The sequence below is a fragment of the Bacillus sp. T-10(2022) genome (genome assembly GCF_056502895.1).
Genome location: NZ_CP113518.1, coordinates 1,430,416 through 1,448,239 on the forward strand (window position 1 = coordinate 1,430,416; position 17,824 = coordinate 1,448,239).

Annotated in this window: 18 protein-coding genes and 1 pseudogene; 14 read left to right on the forward strand and 5 right to left on the reverse strand. The window is 41.4% G+C overall.

The features are described from left to right. Positions 1-130: 130 nt before the first annotated feature. Positions 131-379: pseudogene (locus tag OSJ91_RS07010) on the forward strand (KGG domain-containing protein); the annotation flags it as partial. A gap of 47 nt (positions 380-426) precedes the next feature. On the opposite strand, the gene OSJ91_RS07015 reads toward OSJ91_RS07010, so the two are convergent. The 3 genes from OSJ91_RS07015 to OSJ91_RS07025 form a co-directional block, all read right to left on the reverse strand. Further along, the gene (locus OSJ91_RS07015) at positions 427-618 is read right to left on the reverse strand and encodes a DUF3813 domain-containing protein (RefSeq protein ID WP_137017169.1); all 192 of its coding nucleotides are present in this window, start codon (positions 616-618) and stop codon (positions 427-429) included. Further along, complete coding sequence (locus OSJ91_RS07020) at positions 618-770, reverse strand: hypothetical protein (RefSeq protein ID WP_164468789.1); 153 nt, start codon at positions 768-770, stop codon at positions 618-620. Before OSJ91_RS07020 ends, OSJ91_RS07015 begins: the two co-directional genes overlap by 1 nt. 103 nt (positions 771-873) lie before the next feature. Beyond that, positions 874-1,689: a Cof-type HAD-IIB family hydrolase gene (locus OSJ91_RS07025; RefSeq protein ID WP_241590635.1), complete on the reverse strand. Its 816-nt coding sequence runs from the start codon at positions 1,687-1,689 to the stop codon at positions 874-876. 241 nt (positions 1,690-1,930) lie between these two features. Between OSJ91_RS07025 and OSJ91_RS07030 the strand changes: the two genes are divergently transcribed. The 3 genes from OSJ91_RS07030 to moaA all read left to right on the forward strand — a co-directional run bounded on the left by OSJ91_RS07030 (position 1,931) and on the right by moaA (position 4,243). Then, positions 1,931-2,719 (forward strand): prolyl oligopeptidase family serine peptidase, encoded by a 789-nt coding sequence (locus OSJ91_RS07030; RefSeq protein WP_485891284.1) that lies wholly within the window; start codon positions 1,931-1,933, stop codon positions 2,717-2,719. Between the two features lie 95 nt (positions 2,720-2,814). Beyond that, positions 2,815-3,123 (forward strand): metal-sulfur cluster assembly factor, encoded by a 309-nt coding sequence (locus OSJ91_RS07035; RefSeq protein WP_133348747.1) that lies wholly within the window; start codon positions 2,815-2,817, stop codon positions 3,121-3,123. Positions 3,124-3,229: 106 nt separating this feature from the next. Then, positions 3,230-4,243: a GTP 3',8-cyclase MoaA gene (moaA, locus tag OSJ91_RS07040; RefSeq protein WP_350301721.1), complete on the forward strand. Its 1,014-nt coding sequence runs from the start codon at positions 3,230-3,232 to the stop codon at positions 4,241-4,243. 238 nt (positions 4,244-4,481) lie between these two features. Here the strand turns inward: moaA and OSJ91_RS07045 are convergent, their stop codons facing one another. Then, a complete protein-coding gene (locus tag OSJ91_RS07045; RefSeq protein WP_350301722.1) occupies positions 4,482-5,171 on the reverse strand; it encodes a Crp/Fnr family transcriptional regulator in 690 nt (229 codons plus the stop codon). Positions 5,172-5,404: 233 nt separating this feature from the next. Between OSJ91_RS07045 and argC the strand changes: the two genes are divergently transcribed. The 8 genes from argC (at position 5,405) to OSJ91_RS07085 (ending at position 15,162) form a co-directional block, all read left to right on the forward strand. After that, positions 5,405-6,442, forward strand: a complete 1,038-nt coding sequence (gene argC, locus OSJ91_RS07050) for an N-acetyl-gamma-glutamyl-phosphate reductase (RefSeq protein WP_485891285.1) — start codon at positions 5,405-5,407, stop codon at positions 6,440-6,442. A 16-nt stretch (positions 6,443-6,458) separates the two neighbouring features. Next, positions 6,459-7,691, forward strand: a complete 1,233-nt coding sequence (gene argJ, locus OSJ91_RS07055; protein ID WP_485891286.1) for a bifunctional ornithine acetyltransferase/N-acetylglutamate synthase — start codon at positions 6,459-6,461, stop codon at positions 7,689-7,691. A 12-nt stretch (positions 7,692-7,703) separates the two neighbouring features. Further along, positions 7,704-8,477, forward strand: coding sequence for an acetylglutamate kinase (gene argB / locus OSJ91_RS07060; RefSeq protein WP_350301725.1), 774 nt, complete (start codon positions 7,704-7,706; stop codon positions 8,475-8,477). Continuing rightward, positions 8,474-9,625: an acetylornithine transaminase gene (argD, locus tag OSJ91_RS07065; RefSeq protein WP_350301726.1), complete on the forward strand. Its 1,152-nt coding sequence runs from the start codon at positions 8,474-8,476 to the stop codon at positions 9,623-9,625. Before argB ends, argD begins: the two co-directional genes overlap by 4 nt. An 81-nt stretch (positions 9,626-9,706) precedes the next feature. Continuing rightward, positions 9,707-10,789, forward strand: a complete 1,083-nt coding sequence (locus OSJ91_RS07070) for a carbamoyl phosphate synthase small subunit (protein WP_413016243.1) — start codon at positions 9,707-9,709, stop codon at positions 10,787-10,789. Next, entirely contained in the window at positions 10,782-13,901 is a 3,120-nt protein-coding gene (gene carB, locus OSJ91_RS07075; RefSeq protein WP_485891287.1) for a carbamoyl-phosphate synthase (glutamine-hydrolyzing) large subunit, read from the forward strand. Before OSJ91_RS07070 ends, carB begins: the two co-directional genes overlap by 8 nt. Continuing rightward, complete coding sequence (argF, locus tag OSJ91_RS07080; RefSeq protein WP_048686903.1) at positions 13,898-14,857, forward strand: ornithine carbamoyltransferase; 960 nt, start codon at positions 13,898-13,900, stop codon at positions 14,855-14,857. The genes carB and argF overlap by 4 nt, the downstream gene beginning before the upstream one ends. Positions 14,858-14,982: 125 nt before the next feature. After that, on the forward strand, positions 14,983-15,162 hold the full coding sequence (locus OSJ91_RS07085) for a YjzC family protein (protein ID WP_034314546.1): 180 nt from the start codon (positions 14,983-14,985) through the stop codon (positions 15,160-15,162). A gap of 53 nt (positions 15,163-15,215) precedes the next feature. Here the strand turns inward: OSJ91_RS07085 and OSJ91_RS07090 are convergent, their stop codons facing one another. Further along, complete coding sequence (locus OSJ91_RS07090; protein WP_350301729.1) at positions 15,216-15,974, reverse strand: IclR family transcriptional regulator; 759 nt, start codon at positions 15,972-15,974, stop codon at positions 15,216-15,218. A gap of 392 nt (positions 15,975-16,366) precedes the next feature. Here OSJ91_RS07090 and OSJ91_RS07095 point away from each other — a divergent pair, with 392 nt between their 5' ends. Both OSJ91_RS07095 and OSJ91_RS07100 read left to right on the forward strand, forming a co-directional pair. Further along, the gene (locus OSJ91_RS07095; protein ID WP_485891288.1) at positions 16,367-17,314 is read left to right on the forward strand and encodes a fumarylacetoacetate hydrolase family protein; all 948 of its coding nucleotides are present in this window, start codon (positions 16,367-16,369) and stop codon (positions 17,312-17,314) included. A 1-nt stretch (position 17,315) separates the two neighbouring features. After that, on the forward strand, positions 17,316-17,807 hold the full coding sequence (locus OSJ91_RS07100) for a DinB family protein (RefSeq protein WP_413016252.1): 492 nt from the start codon (positions 17,316-17,318) through the stop codon (positions 17,805-17,807). Positions 17,808-17,824: the final 17 nt, after the last annotated feature.

Genomic DNA, 17,824 nt, shown 5'->3' on the forward strand with positions numbered 1-17,824 from the left:
CAAAAAATCAAGGCCATTACACTTCTATTACAAAAGGAAGTATTTGGGCGTTTTAAGTTTATTGCCTGTACAAAACGGCTAATTCTTATAATGTAGCGCCAATTTAAAATCTTATGAAGGAGTGATGAAAATGGCTAACGACGAAAAAATGAGCAGACAGGAAGCGGGCCGTAAAGGCGGGGAAGCCACTTCTAAAAATCACGACAAGGATTTTTACCGGGAAATTGGGCAAAAGGGCGGAGAAGCCACATCGGATAATCATGATAAGGAATTCTATCAAGAAATTGGACAAAAGGGCGGAGAAGCCACTGCTGATTCCCATGGTAAAGACTTTTATAAAGAAATCGGTGAAAAAGGCGGTAAGGCACGAAATAACAATTGATGAAAACAAAGCGAAAGCCTCCAGGAAATCTGGAGGCTTTCACTTTATTTAGAGTGGTTTTCCAGCTCTTCCTGGAGTTCCCGCAGTTGTTCTTTTTCGGCCTCGGTCGTATTGGCAAAGGCTGATGAAAGAGCGTTTTTAGCGATTTCCTCTGTCTTTTGCTGGTCACCGTCATGCTCAGAGTGGAGAGCTTCTTCAACAAATTCCCTAGCCTTCTGGAATAATTTGTTTCCCATTAGAAGCCACCATAGCTTTGTTCAGACATAATTCTTAACCTGTCCTTTTCAGCCTCTTCAAACGTAGTGTGATAAGGGATTTTTTCGGCATGCCTGGCAACACTTTCTTTGCCCTGCTGTACAAATCGTTTAGATTTACTGCTTTTACCCATTCTTATCTCCTCCGATTCTGAGCGTTGTTGACAACGGAATTGATATGTTGTCCATATTAGTTTGGCTTGAAAGGTCGATATTATGAAGGTAAAAAATGACGTATTAGGCTTTTATATTGAATTTTTCTTCGAGGAAGACGGCTATACCATCTTCTTCATTTGTCAATGTAGTCGTATTTGCTACCGTTTTTACTGGTGAGATCGCATTTCCCATGGCCACCCCGGTTCCCGCGTATTCGAGCATTTCCAAATCATTATCTTCATCACCGAAAGCGATTATCCTGTTTTGAGGAATTTCCAGATAGTTGGATACACGTTTTAGCCCTACGGCTTTACTTAACCCGCTTTTTATTATTTCGATGATATGAAAAGGCTCTGCCCAGCGGCGATGATCGACCAATTCTGCATGAACATCGGATAGATGCTGGCGAATCTGTCCTACGAATTCACTATCTGTGTGAATTAGCATCGAAGTTGGGGAATCCTGAAGGTAATTGCGCAAGTCACCTGTCTTCATGATCGGATTTCCTACATTGAACATGTTCATCAATTTTTCATCATGATAATGGACATAAACTTCATCCCGGACTTCTGCGATGATGTTGTGATATTTAAACTGATCACACGCTTCGACAATATCTTTCGCAACATTTATATCCAGTGGAGAGTGGTATACCCCCCAATTTGTATGTAATGGGTGATGGACGAAAGCGCCATTGAAATTAACGATTGGTGTAGTCAACCCCAATTCCCGGTAATAAAGTTCACTTGAGCGAAAGGGACGCCCGGTGGCGATCATAATTTCGTGTCCATCTTCTTTTAGTTTCAGGAGTGTTTTCTTAGTCCTTGAAGAAATTGTTTTGTTATCTGTAAGTAAGGTACCATCAAGATCCAATACGATCAAATGTTTCTCAGCCATGTACACACCTTCTGTTCTTTTTGATTTCATTATATGCGAATATTGTTAAGCCTATTTTAAAGTAAATGTAAATCTTTTTCATTCTTTATGCATTCCTGTATGATATTACTATATCCAGGATTATGATAATTAAAGCGAAGCTCAGGTTTAAAGGAATGAAATGATGGATTCCATGCCATTTTGATAATGGTATTGGAAATGGTATTGGAAAGACCGGAACAAATTATTCGGAGGGGTTAACTTGATAATAATTGAAAAAGAACTAATTGGACATATTCCTGTATTGCACCTAGGTGAAGAAACCACTTTCAAACAGGAATTGCCGCTTATTATTTTTATACATGGTTTTCAAAGTGCAAAAGAACACAATCTACACTATGCTTATTTATTGGCTGAAAAGGGGTTTCGTGTGCTTCTACCTGATGTGATTCATCATGGGGAAAGGGAAGCCGGTTTAAGTGATTCTCAAATGATTCCCCGTTTTTGGGAAATGGTTTTACAGACAATCCAGGATTTACCTTTGCTGAAGGATGATCTATTATCCCGAAAATTAATTGATCCCGACAGAATTGGCGTAGCAGGTACCTCCATGGGGGGAATAGTGACTAATGGGGCCCTGGCTGCTTATGAATGGATTTCCGCCGGAGTCAGTTTAATGGGTAACCCATCATATGTCGCGTATGCAGAGCTCCAAATGGTGGAGATTAAGAAAAGGGAAGTTAATTTCCCAGCTACTGATGAGGAAGTTGCCAAGGTGATTGAACAGCTCAAGCCATTTGATTTGAGTCTTAATCAGGATAAGCTTTCCAACCGTCCGCTTCTTTTTTGGCATGGTGCCAAAGATCCGGTTGTTCCTTATCAACATGCATACCGTTTTTATGAAGGGGTCAAAGCAGGGTATGATGAGGCAGATGAAAAAATTGATTTTATCCTTGACCCTAAGGCTGGACATAAGGTCAGTAGAGAAGGAGTGCTTAAGACAGCAGACTGGTTCGCGAAACATTTACTGTCAGCTGTGCAAAATGCTTAAGTACTTACACAAAATCTGTTATGATGCTTATACGGACATAATGATGAAACCGATAATCTAAAACGAAGAGATTATCCATAAAAGGAGTGATCGAAGTGGATCAAGATACAAAAGACATTATTTTTGGAGCTTTGGAGCAGGTCATTGACCCTGAGCTTGGTATAGATATCGTTAATTTAGGCTTGGTATATGATGTGGATATGGATGAGGAAGGTCTGACTACGGTGACGATGACATTGACAGCAATGGGCTGTCCGATGGCTGGGACGATCGTCGATCAAGTTAAATTGGTTCTGGAAGATATCCCCGAGGTCAAGGAAACGGATGTGAAGATTGTCTGGAGTCCGCCATGGACGAAAGACAAAATGTCCAGATATGCTAAAATTGCATTAGGTATCAAATAATAACTCTGTAATAGAAATGAAAAGCCAGTCAAAAAAAGTGAATCCATTCAAGGAGTCACTTTTTATGGTCTGGTTTTTTCTAATACTTTCGGCTAGGAGTGGTTAATTGAACAGTCAAATTAAAGATTCATTGGACAGGCCACTAAGGGATTTAAGGATTTCAGTCATAGATCGCTGTAACTTTCGCTGCCAGTATTGCATGCCTGCTGAAATTTTTCATGAGAATTTTCAGTTCCTGCCTAAAAGTGAGCTATTATCTTATGAGGAAATTGTAAGGCTTTCTAAAATATTCGCAGGCTTAGGGGTAAAAAAACTAAGGTTAACTGGCGGGGAACCATTACTACGGAGAGATCTTACCACTCTGATTTCAAATCTCGTTAAAATTGAAGGTATTGAAGATATTGGATTGACCACGAATGGTGTCTTCTTGAAAAAGCATGCCATGAATTTGAGGGAAGCCGGTTTGCAGAGGGTGAATATCAGCTTGGACAGCCTCGATGACGAACTTTTCAAGAAGATGAACGGCAGGGATATCGGCATAAAGCCCGTTATTGAAGGCATCGCTGCTGCCAAGGAAGCAGGGCTTGGCGTTAAAGTGAATATGGTTGTGAAAAAAGAAACCAATGAATCCCAAATCCTGCCGATGGCCCGATTTTGTAAAGATGAGGGCATTCAATTACGCTATATAGAATTCATGGATGTCGGACATACAAATGGCTGGCAGTTGAAGAATGTCATTACGAAAAAAGAACTGCTTGCGATGCTCCAAACCGAATTCGATCTTGAACCGGTTGAAGAAGATTATTTTGGAGAGGTGGCAAAACGCTTCCGTTATAAGGGCACTAATGCAGAAGTGGGCTTCATAACCTCGGTATCCGAGTCTTTTTGTTCAAGTTGTACACGTGCACGTCTTTCTGCTAATGGAAGTTTATATACATGCCTGTTTAATGGAAAGGGACATGACTTGAAGTCATTGCTCCGTTCCGACATGACAGATGAAGAATTGACCGGGTTCATCATATCACTTTGGAACCGTAGGGACGACCGCTATTCGGATGAGCGGGCAGCGGGAACGGTGAAGAAGCAGGAAAAAATCGAAATGTCATTCATTGGCGGGTAATCCGTCCGAATGAGTGAAAATTAAGGGATGGCAGCTATGCCATCCCTTTTTTGTTTGTCAGGAACTGATGTCAGTCATGGACGAATTCGATTTTTATACTTTTTTTATGCATTTTTATATAGGACACAAGGTAATGAAAATAATTCAATGGTCCTAGGGGTGGATTTAGCCTGAAATAAACTCCAATCATTTTAAGATTAGTAAGGCATTATGTATTGCTGCTTTTTATGGGAGGGATTCAATCGATGGTACAGATTTCTATTGGACAGTTTTCACAGTCGATTTCCTGTTTCAAATAATCAAAGTCAAGAATCGTAATGCGTCCCTTTTTAATGGAGATGACATTGTTTTTCCTTAATTGAGCAAGCATTCGATTGACCACCTCGCGGGATGTGCCGCAAAAATTGGCGAGTTCTTGGTTTGTAAATGGAAGATTGATAACTTTACCGTCTTCTGCTTCAGTGCCATAGCTATTTGATAAACGGATGAGGGTGGAGTAAAATGCACCTTTCTTACCGTGCAGGAGCATATCGCGGAATTTAGCCTGATTTTTACGGTTTTGAGCGGATAACCATGTCATCATCTCGACTGCAAGATGGCTATCTGAGGCGATTTTTTCTTCTAATGCTTCTTTGGAAATAACTGCAACAGTTCCATCTTCCATCATTTTTGCATTCATCATATATTTAGGATTTTGAGAAAACAAGACGGTTTCCCCAACCAAATCATTCTCTGAACTAATGCGTATAGTTAATTCCCGACCGTCGGGAACAACCTTGCTCACTTCCACTTTCCCTTTAATAATGTAATACAAATCACTTGCTGGGGTGCTCTCCTGAAAAAGGTAGCGTCCTTTTTCCATATGTTTAACTTGTTGTTTATTATGTAAAATTGCATGCATCCGATTAGATAACGATAATTCATTCATGCATATGACCACCTTTCAGATAGCGTCATTACTCGATTACTACCTTTGATTTAAACGGAAAAAACCCTAGTAGTCAACAAGTTTGGATAATTCTAGGATTTTTGGTGGATAATTTTTCATGTAAAATTTATGTTTTAAATTTTATAAAAATACATTTGATTTTATTTTTATTCAGTCATATAATAATAGAATCAAAGAATGGCAGGGACCTGAAAATTATAGGAGATGGTTTTATGAACGTATCAATAGTAGGTGCAACGGGTTATGGAGGTATGGAACTAATAAGATTTTTGAATAATCATCCGCAATTTAAAATAAAATCATTGCATACTTCATCCCAATTTGGTCGAAGTTTATATGAAGATAATGCACATTTAATGCATATGAAAGATACATTAGAAAAAATTGATCCGGAAGCGATTGCAAAAAAATCCGATATTGTATTTCTTGCAACTCCTTCCGGTGTTTCCTCGCAATTGATTTCGGAATTTTCTGACCTTGACATTAAAGTGATCGACCTATCAGGAGACCTCAGGCTTCAAACTCCAGGTGAATACGAGCACTGGTATAAAAAGCCGGCTGCGCCTCAGCATATTATTGAAGAGGCCGTATACGGATTGGCTGAATGGAATGCCGAAGCAATAAAAACAACGACGATTATTGCAAATCCTGGGTGCTATCCAACCGCTTCACTATTAGGTCTTGCCCCTTTATTCACTGAAGGATTGGCGGGAGCGGCTGCCGATGTGATCATCGATGCAAAATCCGGGGTTTCAGGGGCGGGTAAATCACTTTCGGCAGTTACCCATTATAGTGAAATGAATGAGAACTTTAAGATATATAAGGTAAATCAACATCAACACATACCGGAAATCGAACAACAGCTTGGGAGATGGTCATCAGGTTTACAGCCTATTACCTTTAATACACATCTTGTTCCAATGACGAGAGGGATTATGGCAACGATGTATATTAAGGTAAATCGGAAAACCTCAAATGTTGAATTAAAGGATTTATACGAAACCGTATACGAGAACCACCCATTTGTCCGGGTACAGCCCCTTGATCGCTTTCCATCCACGAAACAGGTATATGGATCGAACTTTTGCGACATTGGCGTCGATTATGATGAAAGGACAGGTAAGGTAACGGTGGTTTCAGTAATTGATAATTTAGTGAAGGGTGCTGCAGGGCAGGCCATTCAAAATGCAAATATATTAATGGGACTAGAAGAAACGGCAGGACTATGGAACAGTCCGCTATATCCGTAAACTTTGGAGGGAAACAATGAATACACTACAGCAAGTTGAAGAAATCAAACATATTCAAGATGGAAACATTTTAATGCCCCAAGGGTTCAAAGCGTCAGGTGTCCATGCAGGATTACGCTATTCTAAAAAGGACGTTGGCATCATTTTTACCGATGTCCCAGCATCAGCCGCGGCCGTTTATACACAAAATATAGTTCAAGCAGCTCCAATCAATGTAACGAAAGACAGCATTGCCGTTACTGGGAAACTACACGGCATTGTAGTGAATAGTGCTTGTGCGAATGCTTGTACAGGTGAACAGGGTTTAAAAGATGCAAAGGAAATGAGGAAGCTTGCTGCTCAAAAGTTCGGTTTGGAGGACCATTCATTTGCAGTGGCTTCAACGGGAGTCATAGGGGAATTCATGGAAATGGAAAAGGTAAGGAAGGGCATAGAGTCATTGCAGCCAGAAAATACACCTGAAGCTGCTGAAGCTTTTGGTACAGCCATTTTAACAACGGATATCGTAACGAAGAGCTGTGGTTATGAAACAATCATTGACGGTAAAACCGTGAAAATGGGCGGTGCTGCAAAGGGATCGGGAATGATTCATCCAAACATGGCCACAATGCTCGGCTTCATTACGACGGATGCTGTAATTGAACCGGCTGATTTACAGCAAGCACTATCCTCGATTACAAATGATACATTCAATCAAATCACGGTTGACGGCGACTGTTCAACGAACGACATGGTGTTGGTACTCGCGAATGGAGAAGCGAACAATGAGCCTTTGACGCCTGACCATCCGGAATGGTTCATCTTCCTGGAATTATTAAAGCAAACTTCGGAAAATCTCGCCAAACAAATTGCGAAAGACGGAGAAGGTGCCACAAAACTGATAGAAGTGAATGTTCATGGCATGAATACGAAGCAAGATTCACAGATGATGGCGAAGACGATCGTTGGGTCAAATCTAGTGAAAACGGCAGCTTTTGGAGCGGATGCAAACTGGGGACGAATCATTGCTGCGATGGGAAGAAGCGGAGTGGTATTCAATCCGGATCAAACAACGATCGTTTTTGGTGACATTGTCGTACTTAAAGATGGTGAGCCAATCATGTTTTCTGAGGAAGATGCCAAAGCATACTTGGAAAATGAAAGTATCATCATTCATGTTTATTTGAAAGATGGTAATGAATCAGGCACGGCATGGGGCTGCGATTTAACCTATGATTATGTGAAAATAAACGGAAGCTATCGTTCGTAAGAGGTGAAAAGTATGGACATATTAGTCATTAAGTGCGGCGGCAGCATCATTAACGAGTTATCGGAGTCGTTTTTCAATAGTGTTAAAGAGTTACAAAACCGCGGCTACCATATCGTCTTTGTGCATGGAGGCGGCCCTGATATAAATTCAATGCTTGAAAAATTTGAAATTGAACCTGTATTTGAAGATGGGTTAAGGAAAACGACCACTGAAGTGTTGGAAATTGTGGAACTTATGCTGGCAGGCAAATCAAACCGCAGCCTCGTTCATAAATTGGAAGCTCATGGCATCAAGGCAGTCGGTTTAAATGGCTCTGATGGCGGAATTCTCACAGGTGATTATATCGATGAACAGAAACTTGGAGCTGTTGGTGAAATACAACAAGTCAATACGGAATTATTCGGCCTTTTATTCGAAAAAGGTTATTGTCCGGTATTGACGCCCATATCAACTACCGAAGAAGGCACTAAATTAAATGTGAATGCCGATATGGCTGCAGGATCTGTAGCGAAGGCACTATCGGCCGATATGTGTTTATTTGTGACCGATGTTAAAGGGGTCTTGAAGAACGGGCAGATCATTGAGAAATTGAATGAAACGGAAACGAAGAATATGATCATGGATGGAAGTATCCATGGGGGAATGATCCCGAAGGTCAATACAGCGTTGTCGGTGCTGAATAAAGGGATTGAAGAAGTGATGATCGTTAGTGGGAAAGATCATTTTTATCAAGGCGGTCAATTCATCGGTACGAAATTTCTTCAGGAGGAAGGGGTATTACAATGAGTTCTTTATTTCCAACATATGCGAGATGGAACATTGAGCCGAGAAAAGCGTCAGGATTGAAGATTACGAGTGTAACAGGTAAAGAGTATTTGGATTTCACATCCGGAATCGGGGTACTGAATCTTGGACATTGTCATGAGAAGGTAAAAATGGCCGTCACGGAACAGCTTGATAAATATTGGCATGTATCGAATATGTTTCAAAGTTCCATACAGGAACGGACAGCAAAAATGCTGGCTGATGCCTCTGGTTTAAGTCAGGTGTTCTTTGCCAACAGTGGCGCCGAGGCGAATGAGGCAGCTATCAAACTAGCACGTAAAGCTACCGGGAAAAGCAAAATTGTCACATGTCAGCAGTCTTTCCATGGCCGTACGTTTGCAACGATGGCTGCAACCGGGCAGGAAAAAATCAAGACTGGTTTCGGACCGATGCTAGCTTCGTTCGAATATGTTCCATTTAATGATAATGATGCCATGACAGCAGCCATCGATGAAAATACGGCAGCTGTAATGATTGAAATCGTTCAAGGAGAAGGCGGCATCCATGTTGTACAGCAATCATATCTGGACGCGATTCAAACTAAATGCCAAGAACACGATGTTCTCATTATCATAGATGAAATTCAGACTGGGATAGGGCGTACAGGGAAACCATTCGCATTCCAGCATTTCAATATTCAACCGGACATCATCACTTCTGCAAAAGGACTGGGAAATGGCCTGCCAATCGGGGCGATGATTGGGAAGGAAGCGCTGGCTGAGTTCTTTAACCCTGGAAGTCATGGATCCACTTTTGGAGGTAATCCCGTCAGTGTCTCGGCAGCCGAAGCCGTGTTAAAGGAAATTTTCCATTCAGGGTTTTTAAAAGAAACCGTTAAAAAGGCTGAATATCTTAAAAGCGAGTTGGCAAAAGCATTGAAGGGCATGGAAGAAGTGAAAGAGATTCGCGGTCTGGGAATGATGGTCGGAATTGAGTGTAAACAAGATGTTCAGGTGTTTTTAATGGAACTGCAAGAAGAGGGCTTACTTGTATTGAGTGCAGGTCCTAAAGTACTTCGTTTACTCCCATCCCTGACAGTTACCGAAGCGGAGATCGATAGGGCGATAAATAAAATTAAAAAAGTATTGGCAATAAAACAAACTGTCTAAATTTATTGAATTTTTATAGAACAAAATGAATAATTATGCTATTGTATATATAAATATACATCATCTAAAGAGGTGAAGATCATGAAAAGCTATCTATATTTAGAGAATGGTTCCGTCTTTGAAGGGGAACTGCTGACTAAATCGACTGAAAAAACAATCACTGGAGAGATTGTCTTTTTCACAGGAATGACCGGATATCAAGAAGTGTTGACAGATCCTTCATATAAGGACCAGATTGTCATCTTCACATACCCGCTAATCGGAAATTACGGAATCAATGAACATGATTTTGAAAGCAAGAAGCCGCATGTTGCCGGTGTGATTGTATATGAAGGAAATATGAGCCATTCCCATTATCAGGCTGAATATTCACTTGGTGAATATTTAGACAAGTGGAACATCCCTCTTTTAAGCCATGTTGACACAAGAGCGGTCGTTAAGAATATAAGACAGGAAGGTTCCATGCAGGCAGTCATCACAGCAGAAGAAAAATACACTGTCGTACCCGGCCTGAATGGTTTATCAGCCCATGTAGCTGAGGTATCCACAAAGGTTGTCGAGAGCTTTGGGGAAGGCGACAAGCACGTTGTGATGATGGATTTCGGCTATAAAAAATCCATATTGGATTCATTGGTCGAGCAAGGCTGCCGAGTCTCTGTCGTACCATTCGATACGGAATTCGAGCAAATCAAGGACTTGAAGCCAGATGGTATTTTGCTTTCAAATGGGCCTGGGGATCCAAAACAGCTTGAATACCTCTTAGGAAACATTAAAAAGATCATTACGAATTTTCCAACGATGGGCATCTGCCTCGGTCATCAATTAACGGCCCTTGCCTTAGGCGGAAATACTAAAAAAATGCTGTTTGGACATCGCGGTGCGAATCAGCCCGTGGTCGATTTGAAAACGAAAAAGGTGTATATGAGTTCGCAGAATCATAGTTATGAGGTTGATGAACCGAGCTTGCAAGGAACATCACTGCAAGTGAGATTCAGAAACGTGAATGATAACACGGTTGAGGGGCTCATGCATGAAGACTTGCCAATCTTCACTACCCAGTACCACCCAGAGGCAAATCCAGGACCTGTCGAGAGTTCATTACTATTCAACGACTTTTTACAAATGATAAATGATTATAGCGGGAGAGAAAAAGCTTATGCCTAAGGACGATACGATACAGACCATTTTAGTGATTGGTTCGGGGCCGATTGTCATTGGGCAGGCCGCCGAATTCGATTATGCAGGTACACAGGCCTGCCTTGCTTTAAAAGAAGAAGGATATAAAGTCATACTGGTCAACAACAATCCAGCAACGATCATGACTGATGATATGAATGCGGATGCTGTCTATTTCGAACCTTTAACAGTTGATGTACTGGAAAAGATCATTTCCAAAGAAAAGCCGGATGGCCTGCTCGCTACATTAGGCGGTCAAACAGGATTGAATCTTGCTTATCAATTGGATGATGCTGGAGTACTTGAAAAATATAATGTCAAATTATTGGGAACTCCGATCGACTCCATCAAAAAAGGGGAGGATCGTGAACTGTTCCGTGAGTTGATGTTTGAAATAGGTGAACCCGTTCCCGACAGTACGATTGTCCATACCCTTGAAGAAGCGCTGGCTTTTGCCGACAAAATCGGTTTCCCCATCATCGTTCGTCCCGCTTATACACTCGGCGGAACTGGCGGTGGTATTGCCGATTCACTGGACACCTTTAAGGAACTTGTACGGGGAGGACTTCAAGAAAGCCCGATTACACAATGCTTGATTGAAAGAAGCATAGCTGGTTATAAGGAAGTCGAATATGAGGTTATGCGAGATGGCAACAATACGTGCATCACCATCTGTAATATGGAAAATATCGATCCGGTGGGGATCCATACAGGTGATTCGATCGTCGTGGCACCATCACAGACTTTATCGGACGATGAGTTTCAGATGCTGCGTGCCGCATCCATTAAAATCATTTCTGCTTTAGGTATCATAGGCGGATGTAACATTCAATTTGCCCTTGATCCGAATAGCAAGCAATATTATTTAATAGAAGTAAACCCGCGCGTCAGCCGTTCATCGGCACTGGCTTCCAAAGCGACAGGTTATCCAATAGCACGCATAGCCGCAAAGCTCGCTGTCGGCTACGATTTATCGGAGCTCATAAATCCAGTAACGAAAAGCACATATTCAAGCTTCGAACCTGCTCTTGACTACGTAGCGGTGAAGTTCCCGAGGTGGCCATTCGATAAATTCACGACCGCCAACCGAAAATTGGGAACACAGATGAAGGCGACTGGTGAAGTGATGGCTTTACACCGCAGCTTTGAAGGGGGAGTCCAAAAGGCCGTCGATTCTTTGGAATTGAAAACGATTGGGCTGCAGCTATTATCGCTGAAAAATAAAACGGTTCCTGAACTTTGGGGAAAGCTTGCCGAAAAATCTGATGAACGAATATTTGTCATTTTTGAAATGCTTAGAAAAGGCGTGACGATTAAAGAAATCCATGAAGCGACAGCCATAGATTATTTCTTCCTTAAATCCTTTGCGTCATTGATCCAGTACGAATTGGGGATTGAATCTAAGGCAATCGATCAGGTAACAAAGGAAGAACTGCAGACATACAAGGAAAAGGGCTTTTCCGACCGCTATCTTGCTTCCGTATGGAAAGTAAGTGAGATGGAAGTGAGAGCACACCGCAAATCACTGGGTCTTACGGCTGTCTACAAAACGGTTGATACATGTGCAGCCGAGTTCGAATCACATACGAACTATCACTATTCAACATATTTTGGTGAGAACGAACAGAAAAAAACTGATAAAAAGAAAGTCTTGATGATTGGCAGCGGTCCGATCCGCATAGGACAGGGAATAGAATTTGATTACTGTTCGGTTCACGGTGTTTATGCACTCCAGGCTGAAAATGTTGAAACGATCATGATCAATAATAATCCGGAAACGGTAAGCACGGATTTTGCGACGGCGGATCGCCTTTATTTCGAACCGTTGACTCTTGAATATGTTCTTAATGTAATAGAAGCGGAAGATATTAAAGATGTTATCGTCCAATTTGGTGGGCAGACTGCGATAAACCTGGCAAAAGGCCTGGAAGAATACGGTGTCAATTTGTTGGGGACTTCCTTCGATACACTTGATCAATTAGAAGATCGTGATCGTTTTTATCAGCTTCTTCAAAAACTGGATATCCCGCATGTACCGGGTTCAATGGCTAATGGTGAACAACAATTAATTGCAAGTGCAGAGGCAATCGGCTTTCCGGTGCTCTTACGCCCATCCTATGTAATTGGCGGCCAGGGAATGGAAATCATCCGCTCCAAGGAAAGCTTGTTGAATAGAATGGCAAATGGAACGGCACTTGTCTATCCAGTGTTGATCGATTCCTATATTCCAGGGAAGGAAACCGAAATCGATTTGATTGCGGATGGAAATGATGTATACATTCCCATCATTGCCGAACATATAGAGAAAGCAGGCGTCCATTCAGGGGATAGCATGGCATTATTGCCAGCTCAATCCTTAACGGATGATATCAAAGATAAAATGACCCTTTATGCTAAAAAACTAGTTAGTGAACTTGGTTATAAAGGACTTATGAACATCCAATTCGTGATTGAGGGAAATAGTGTATATGTATTGGAAGTGAATCCTCGTGCAAGCCGGACAATCCCAATCATCAGTAAAGTGACCGATGTATCCTTGGTGCAAATAGCGACAAAAATATTGCTTGGGAAATATTCATTGTCGAATGCGTTCGAAAAAACGGGCTTAATGGATGAAATTCCATATGCAGTCGTCAAATATCCAGTATTCTCTACATTTGCACTAAGCGGACTTGATTCGAAGGTAGGTCCGGAAATGAAATCAACAGGTGAAGGAATAGCTATCGGGGAAACGGTAAATGAAGCGTTGACAAAAGTATTCCATGCTCAAAAAGCTAAACATACTACTGGTGTTTATCAATCAGAATCTGTCCAATTAAGTGAAGATTTGTTAGCTCAAATCAAAGAAGCAGGTTTGATATTGGGGAATTCGGATTTTGATAAATGGTTAAATGAAGGAAATGCAGCGGTCGTTTTGGCATATGGAACAACGGAGGAAGATAAGAAGCTAAGGTTACTTGCAGCGAAATACCGACTGCTTGCATTTACGGAAGAAGAGACGTTCAAGGCCTATCTACAATCGGTAGAAAATGCTGATCCAGGGGTGAATTCGCTTCAGGAATGGCTTGTACCATATTCGAAAGGAGTGTCACACGTATGAGTTCAATGACGGCACCGACACAAGCGAAGATTTTAAATGGAAAAGATTTTTTGACCATGAAGGAGTCTACACCAACGGCAATTGCAGATTTGTTAAAACTGGCGCAGACCATTAAAGGCAAATTGCAAGCTGGTGAAGAATATACGCCTTTAAAAGGGAAAACGCTGGGGATGATCTTTGAAAAATCGTCTACCCGTACCCGTGTTTCTTTTGAAGTGGGCATGATGCAGCTTGGCGGACACGCTTTGTTCCTAAGTGGCAATGACTTGCAAATTGGACGTGGTGAAACTATTTCCGATACTGCAAAAGTCCTTTCTGAATATATTGATGGCATCATGATTCGTACCTTCGAGCATGAAAAAATCCTGGAATTGTCAGAAAATGCTTCTATCCCAGTCATCAATGGGTTAACAGATCTTGCCCATCCTTGTCAGGTGCTTGCTGACTTCTTGACGATCATCGAGATAAAAGGGCAGCTAAAAGGCTTGAAGATGAGTTATATCGGTGATGGCAATAATGTTGCCAATTCATTGATGGTAGGCTGTGCAAAAATGGGAATGGATTTTTCCATTGGATGTCCTGACGCCTACAAACCTGATGAAAAGGTCGTCGCCTATGCTAAAAAAGTGGCAGAAGAGACTGGCAGTGAAATTTTGGTGACAACCTCAGCTTCGGAAGCCATAAAAGATGCGGATATCGTCTATTCCGATGTTTGGACCTCCATGGGGCAGGAAATCGAGAATGGTATCCGCTTAGAAGCTTTTAAAGATTATCAAATCAATGGTGAGCTAGTAAAACTTGCTAAAGAAGATTATTTATTCATGCATTGCCTGCCTGCACATCGGGAGGAAGAGGTTACGGCTGAAGTCATCGATGGACCTAATTCAGTCGTTTTCCACCAAGCCGGAAATCGTCTGCATGCCCAAAAGGCGGTCCTAGTGGACTTAATGTCTTAATCAAAAAAGGCGTCTGCTCTATGAGCGGACGCTTTTTTGATTCAAGCCGCTTTCCTAATTTTTCTGACATGAAAGGAAGGAACCTGGTAATAATAACAGGGAAAGCATGTAAAGGGGTGAAATCTATGGGGCAAAATCGTCAATTTAAGCCAGGTCAAAAGGCACCAAATAATGGGACCTACGTAGAAATCGGTGAAACGGGCAGCACGGTAGTGAATCCGAAAATGGTAAAGCTTGATGCAGGGGATTCTTTTCCTGAAACATCCAATCATAACCGGATATGGACATATAAGCGGAAGCCATGAAACATCTAAAAGCAGGAAAAAGGAATGATCGCCATCCTTCTTCCTGCTTTTTTCTATTCAGCGGAATAACCGAATATATTCGAGATTTCCAAACAGCACTTCCTTAAATAATGGCTTAAAGGATCTTCATGATGATCAGGAATGCTCTCGGTGAACCCAACGGCAGTGATCGCTCCCAATAATTCCGAATTATAATTAAAAACCGGAATGGACATGGAGGAAACGGATGGTACAAGAGGCTCTTTGGCAAAAGCTATTTTGTATTTCCGAATTTCATCATACTCATTTGTTTCTTTAAGGAACGAACCTGTAACATTACGATCTTTTTCAATCCATTCCGCCGTCAATGAAGGATCCTGAAATACAGTGAATACCTTTCCGGAAGAGGATGATGGCGGAAGTCGCGTACCTAACTGTGCCCCGATGTTTAAGTTTTGGTTGGAATTCCATATTTTTGCAGTGATTGGTCCATCATATGTCCAAACGGAAAAAAGGACCGTGCAAGAAGTATGGTGACTGATTTCCTGTAAATAAGGAGTTATTCTGCTCGTTACATCCTCATTTCCTATCGCTGCCATTCCGTATTGAATCAATTTGCTCCCAAGGTGATACATACCGGTTGTCTTATCGCGATATAGTAGCTCCAGTTGAGTCAAAGTATTCAAATACTTATAGAGGTTACTTTTCGTTATTTCCGTTAATTCCTGTATATCAGAGAATCTTAAAGGAGTTCTTTGGGAAGCAAGTAAATCTATGATGCTCATCCCTATTTGTAATGATTGAATCGTCGAACCGGATTTTACGATTTCCATAAATCAATCTCCCTAATCTGTTTTAATTTAGGTCTAGTATATCAGAATCTGTAAAATATAAATGAAATTTAGCAGAAAAACCGCCGGCTGCTTGAAGCTATCAATATTCTTTCCTATTAAAAAAATAACTTTAGCGCAGTTTTTATTGATTCCGAAGTGCTGTTATTCGTGTAGATGATAACATTTGCACAAAAATTCTCAATACTTTCTTGACAATATTCCGAAAATTGAGTTATTATTTATATAAATAGTGAACAGTGTTATCTATAAATGGAATTGATAAGATGTACAGTCATTCAAATACTGGTATGCGAAGCGAATCCAGCAGAATCAGGATGGTGGCATCAAAAAGAGGTATTAAAAAAATCCAGATAAATAAAGGAGAATGAAAAATGAAATTAGTAACGTTCAGCAGTCAAGGATTTAAACGTATTGGTGCAATTTATCCGAATAATGTAGTAGTTGACTTGAACTATGCCTATCAAGCGCTTCTTGAAAGCGAAGGGAAACTTCGCAGTGAACAAATCGCTGAGGCGTATGTACCTGCAACAATGGAGGAGTTTTTACAGGGAGGGAATGAAAGCCTTTCCATCGCGCAAAAGGCTGCGGACTACGCTATTAACAATCGTGATTCCTTCAGACATAAATTGGTACATGAAATTGAAAATATAAAGCTTGAGGCCCCTGTCCAAAAGCCAAGCAAAATTATTTGTGTCGGACATAACTACCGTGAGCATATTGCTGAAATGGGTCGTGAACTGCCGCCATTCCCTGTGGTATTCGCAAAGTTCGCCAATACAGTAATCGGTCCCCAGGATGATATACCGTTTTTCCCAATCTCTGAACAACTGGATTATGAAGCGGAATTCGCTTTTGTAGTCGGACAAAGGGCACGTAATGTTTCTAAAGAAGATGCTCTTGATTATGTAGCTGGTTATACAATTGCGAATGATGTCACTTACCGTGATATCCAACGGCGTACACTTGAGTGGCTCCAAGGGAAAACGGTTGAAGGAAGCGCTCCGATGGGGCCTTGGTTAGTCACTGCCGATGAACTTTCCGATCCATCTGGCTTAAATGTCCGATTAACGGTAAATGGTGAAGAACGCCAAAAAACGAATACATCCAACTTCGTATTCGATGTGAAGTATCTAGTTGAATTCTTATCGAACTTAATGACTCTTGAACCAGGTGACATCGTCCTCACAGGAACACCGGGTGGGGTAGGGGTAGCCCGTGATCCACAAGTGTTCTTAAAAGATGGTGACGTTGTCAAAATCGAAATAGACAAAATAGGTTATCTTGAAAACCGTGTGCGACGTGTCGGGGAGGGAAAATAAAATGGCTTATCAGGAAATCGGGACATCAATCCAATCGGTTCAACAATCAATCGACCACATTCTTGAGACAGCGGCAAACCTACCGGAAGAAACGATCCGATTTAAACCAGCAGAGGATGAATGGTCAATCATGCAGATACTTTCCCATTTAGCTGAAGCCATTCCTTATTGGTTAGGTGAAGTGGAAACTGTAATAGCAATGCCTGGAGCCGAATGGGGGCGTGGATTGCAAGATCCAGCCCGATTGGCAGCAGTTACCGATACAGACAAACTTGCTGTTGAAGATGTCATGAAGCAAGTGGAGGAGCTTAAATATAAAGTGGAGAGCAGTCTCGGGAATTTAGATGAAGAAACACTATCCAAAGAATCGCCACACCGGAATTTCTCTAAATTCGGAAACAAACCAGTTTCTTATATTGTCGATCACTTCATCGATGAGCATGTTTCAGGACACTATGATCAAATAAAGCGAAATCTTTCTAAAATCCAGTGAGACAAGATAAATAAGAA

Coding starts and splice junctions, on each gene's coding strand:
- OSJ91_RS07015 (WP_137017169.1), bottom strand. CDS start 618: ATGGGAAACAAATTATTCCAGAAGGCTAGGGAATTTGTTGAAGAAGCT.
- OSJ91_RS07020 (WP_164468789.1), bottom strand. CDS start 770: ATGGGTAAAAGCAGTAAATCTAAACGATTTGTACAGCAGGGCAAAGAA.
- OSJ91_RS07025 (WP_241590635.1), bottom strand. CDS start 1,689: ATGGCTGAGAAACATTTGATCGTATTGGATCTTGATGGTACCTTACTT.
- OSJ91_RS07045 (WP_350301722.1), bottom strand. CDS start 5,171: ATGAATGAATTATCGTTATCTAATCGGATGCATGCAATTTTACATAAT.
- argC (WP_485891285.1), top strand. CDS start 5,405: ATGAACGTATCAATAGTAGGTGCAACGGGTTATGGAGGTATGGAACTA.
- argJ (WP_485891286.1), top strand. CDS start 6,459: ATGAATACACTACAGCAAGTTGAAGAAATCAAACATATTCAAGATGGA.
- argB (WP_350301725.1), top strand. CDS start 7,704: ATGGACATATTAGTCATTAAGTGCGGCGGCAGCATCATTAACGAGTTA.
- argD (WP_350301726.1), top strand. CDS start 8,474: ATGAGTTCTTTATTTCCAACATATGCGAGATGGAACATTGAGCCGAGA.
- OSJ91_RS07070 (WP_413016243.1), top strand. CDS start 9,707: ATGAAAAGCTATCTATATTTAGAGAATGGTTCCGTCTTTGAAGGGGAA.
- carB (WP_485891287.1), top strand. CDS start 10,782: ATGCCTAAGGACGATACGATACAGACCATTTTAGTGATTGGTTCGGGG.
- argF (WP_048686903.1), top strand. CDS start 13,898: ATGAGTTCAATGACGGCACCGACACAAGCGAAGATTTTAAATGGAAAA.
- OSJ91_RS07085 (WP_034314546.1), top strand. CDS start 14,983: ATGGGGCAAAATCGTCAATTTAAGCCAGGTCAAAAGGCACCAAATAAT.
- OSJ91_RS07090 (WP_350301729.1), bottom strand. CDS start 15,974: ATGGAAATCGTAAAATCCGGTTCGACGATTCAATCATTACAAATAGGG.
- OSJ91_RS07095 (WP_485891288.1), top strand. CDS start 16,367: ATGAAATTAGTAACGTTCAGCAGTCAAGGATTTAAACGTATTGGTGCA.
- OSJ91_RS07100 (WP_413016252.1), top strand. CDS start 17,316: ATGGCTTATCAGGAAATCGGGACATCAATCCAATCGGTTCAACAATCA.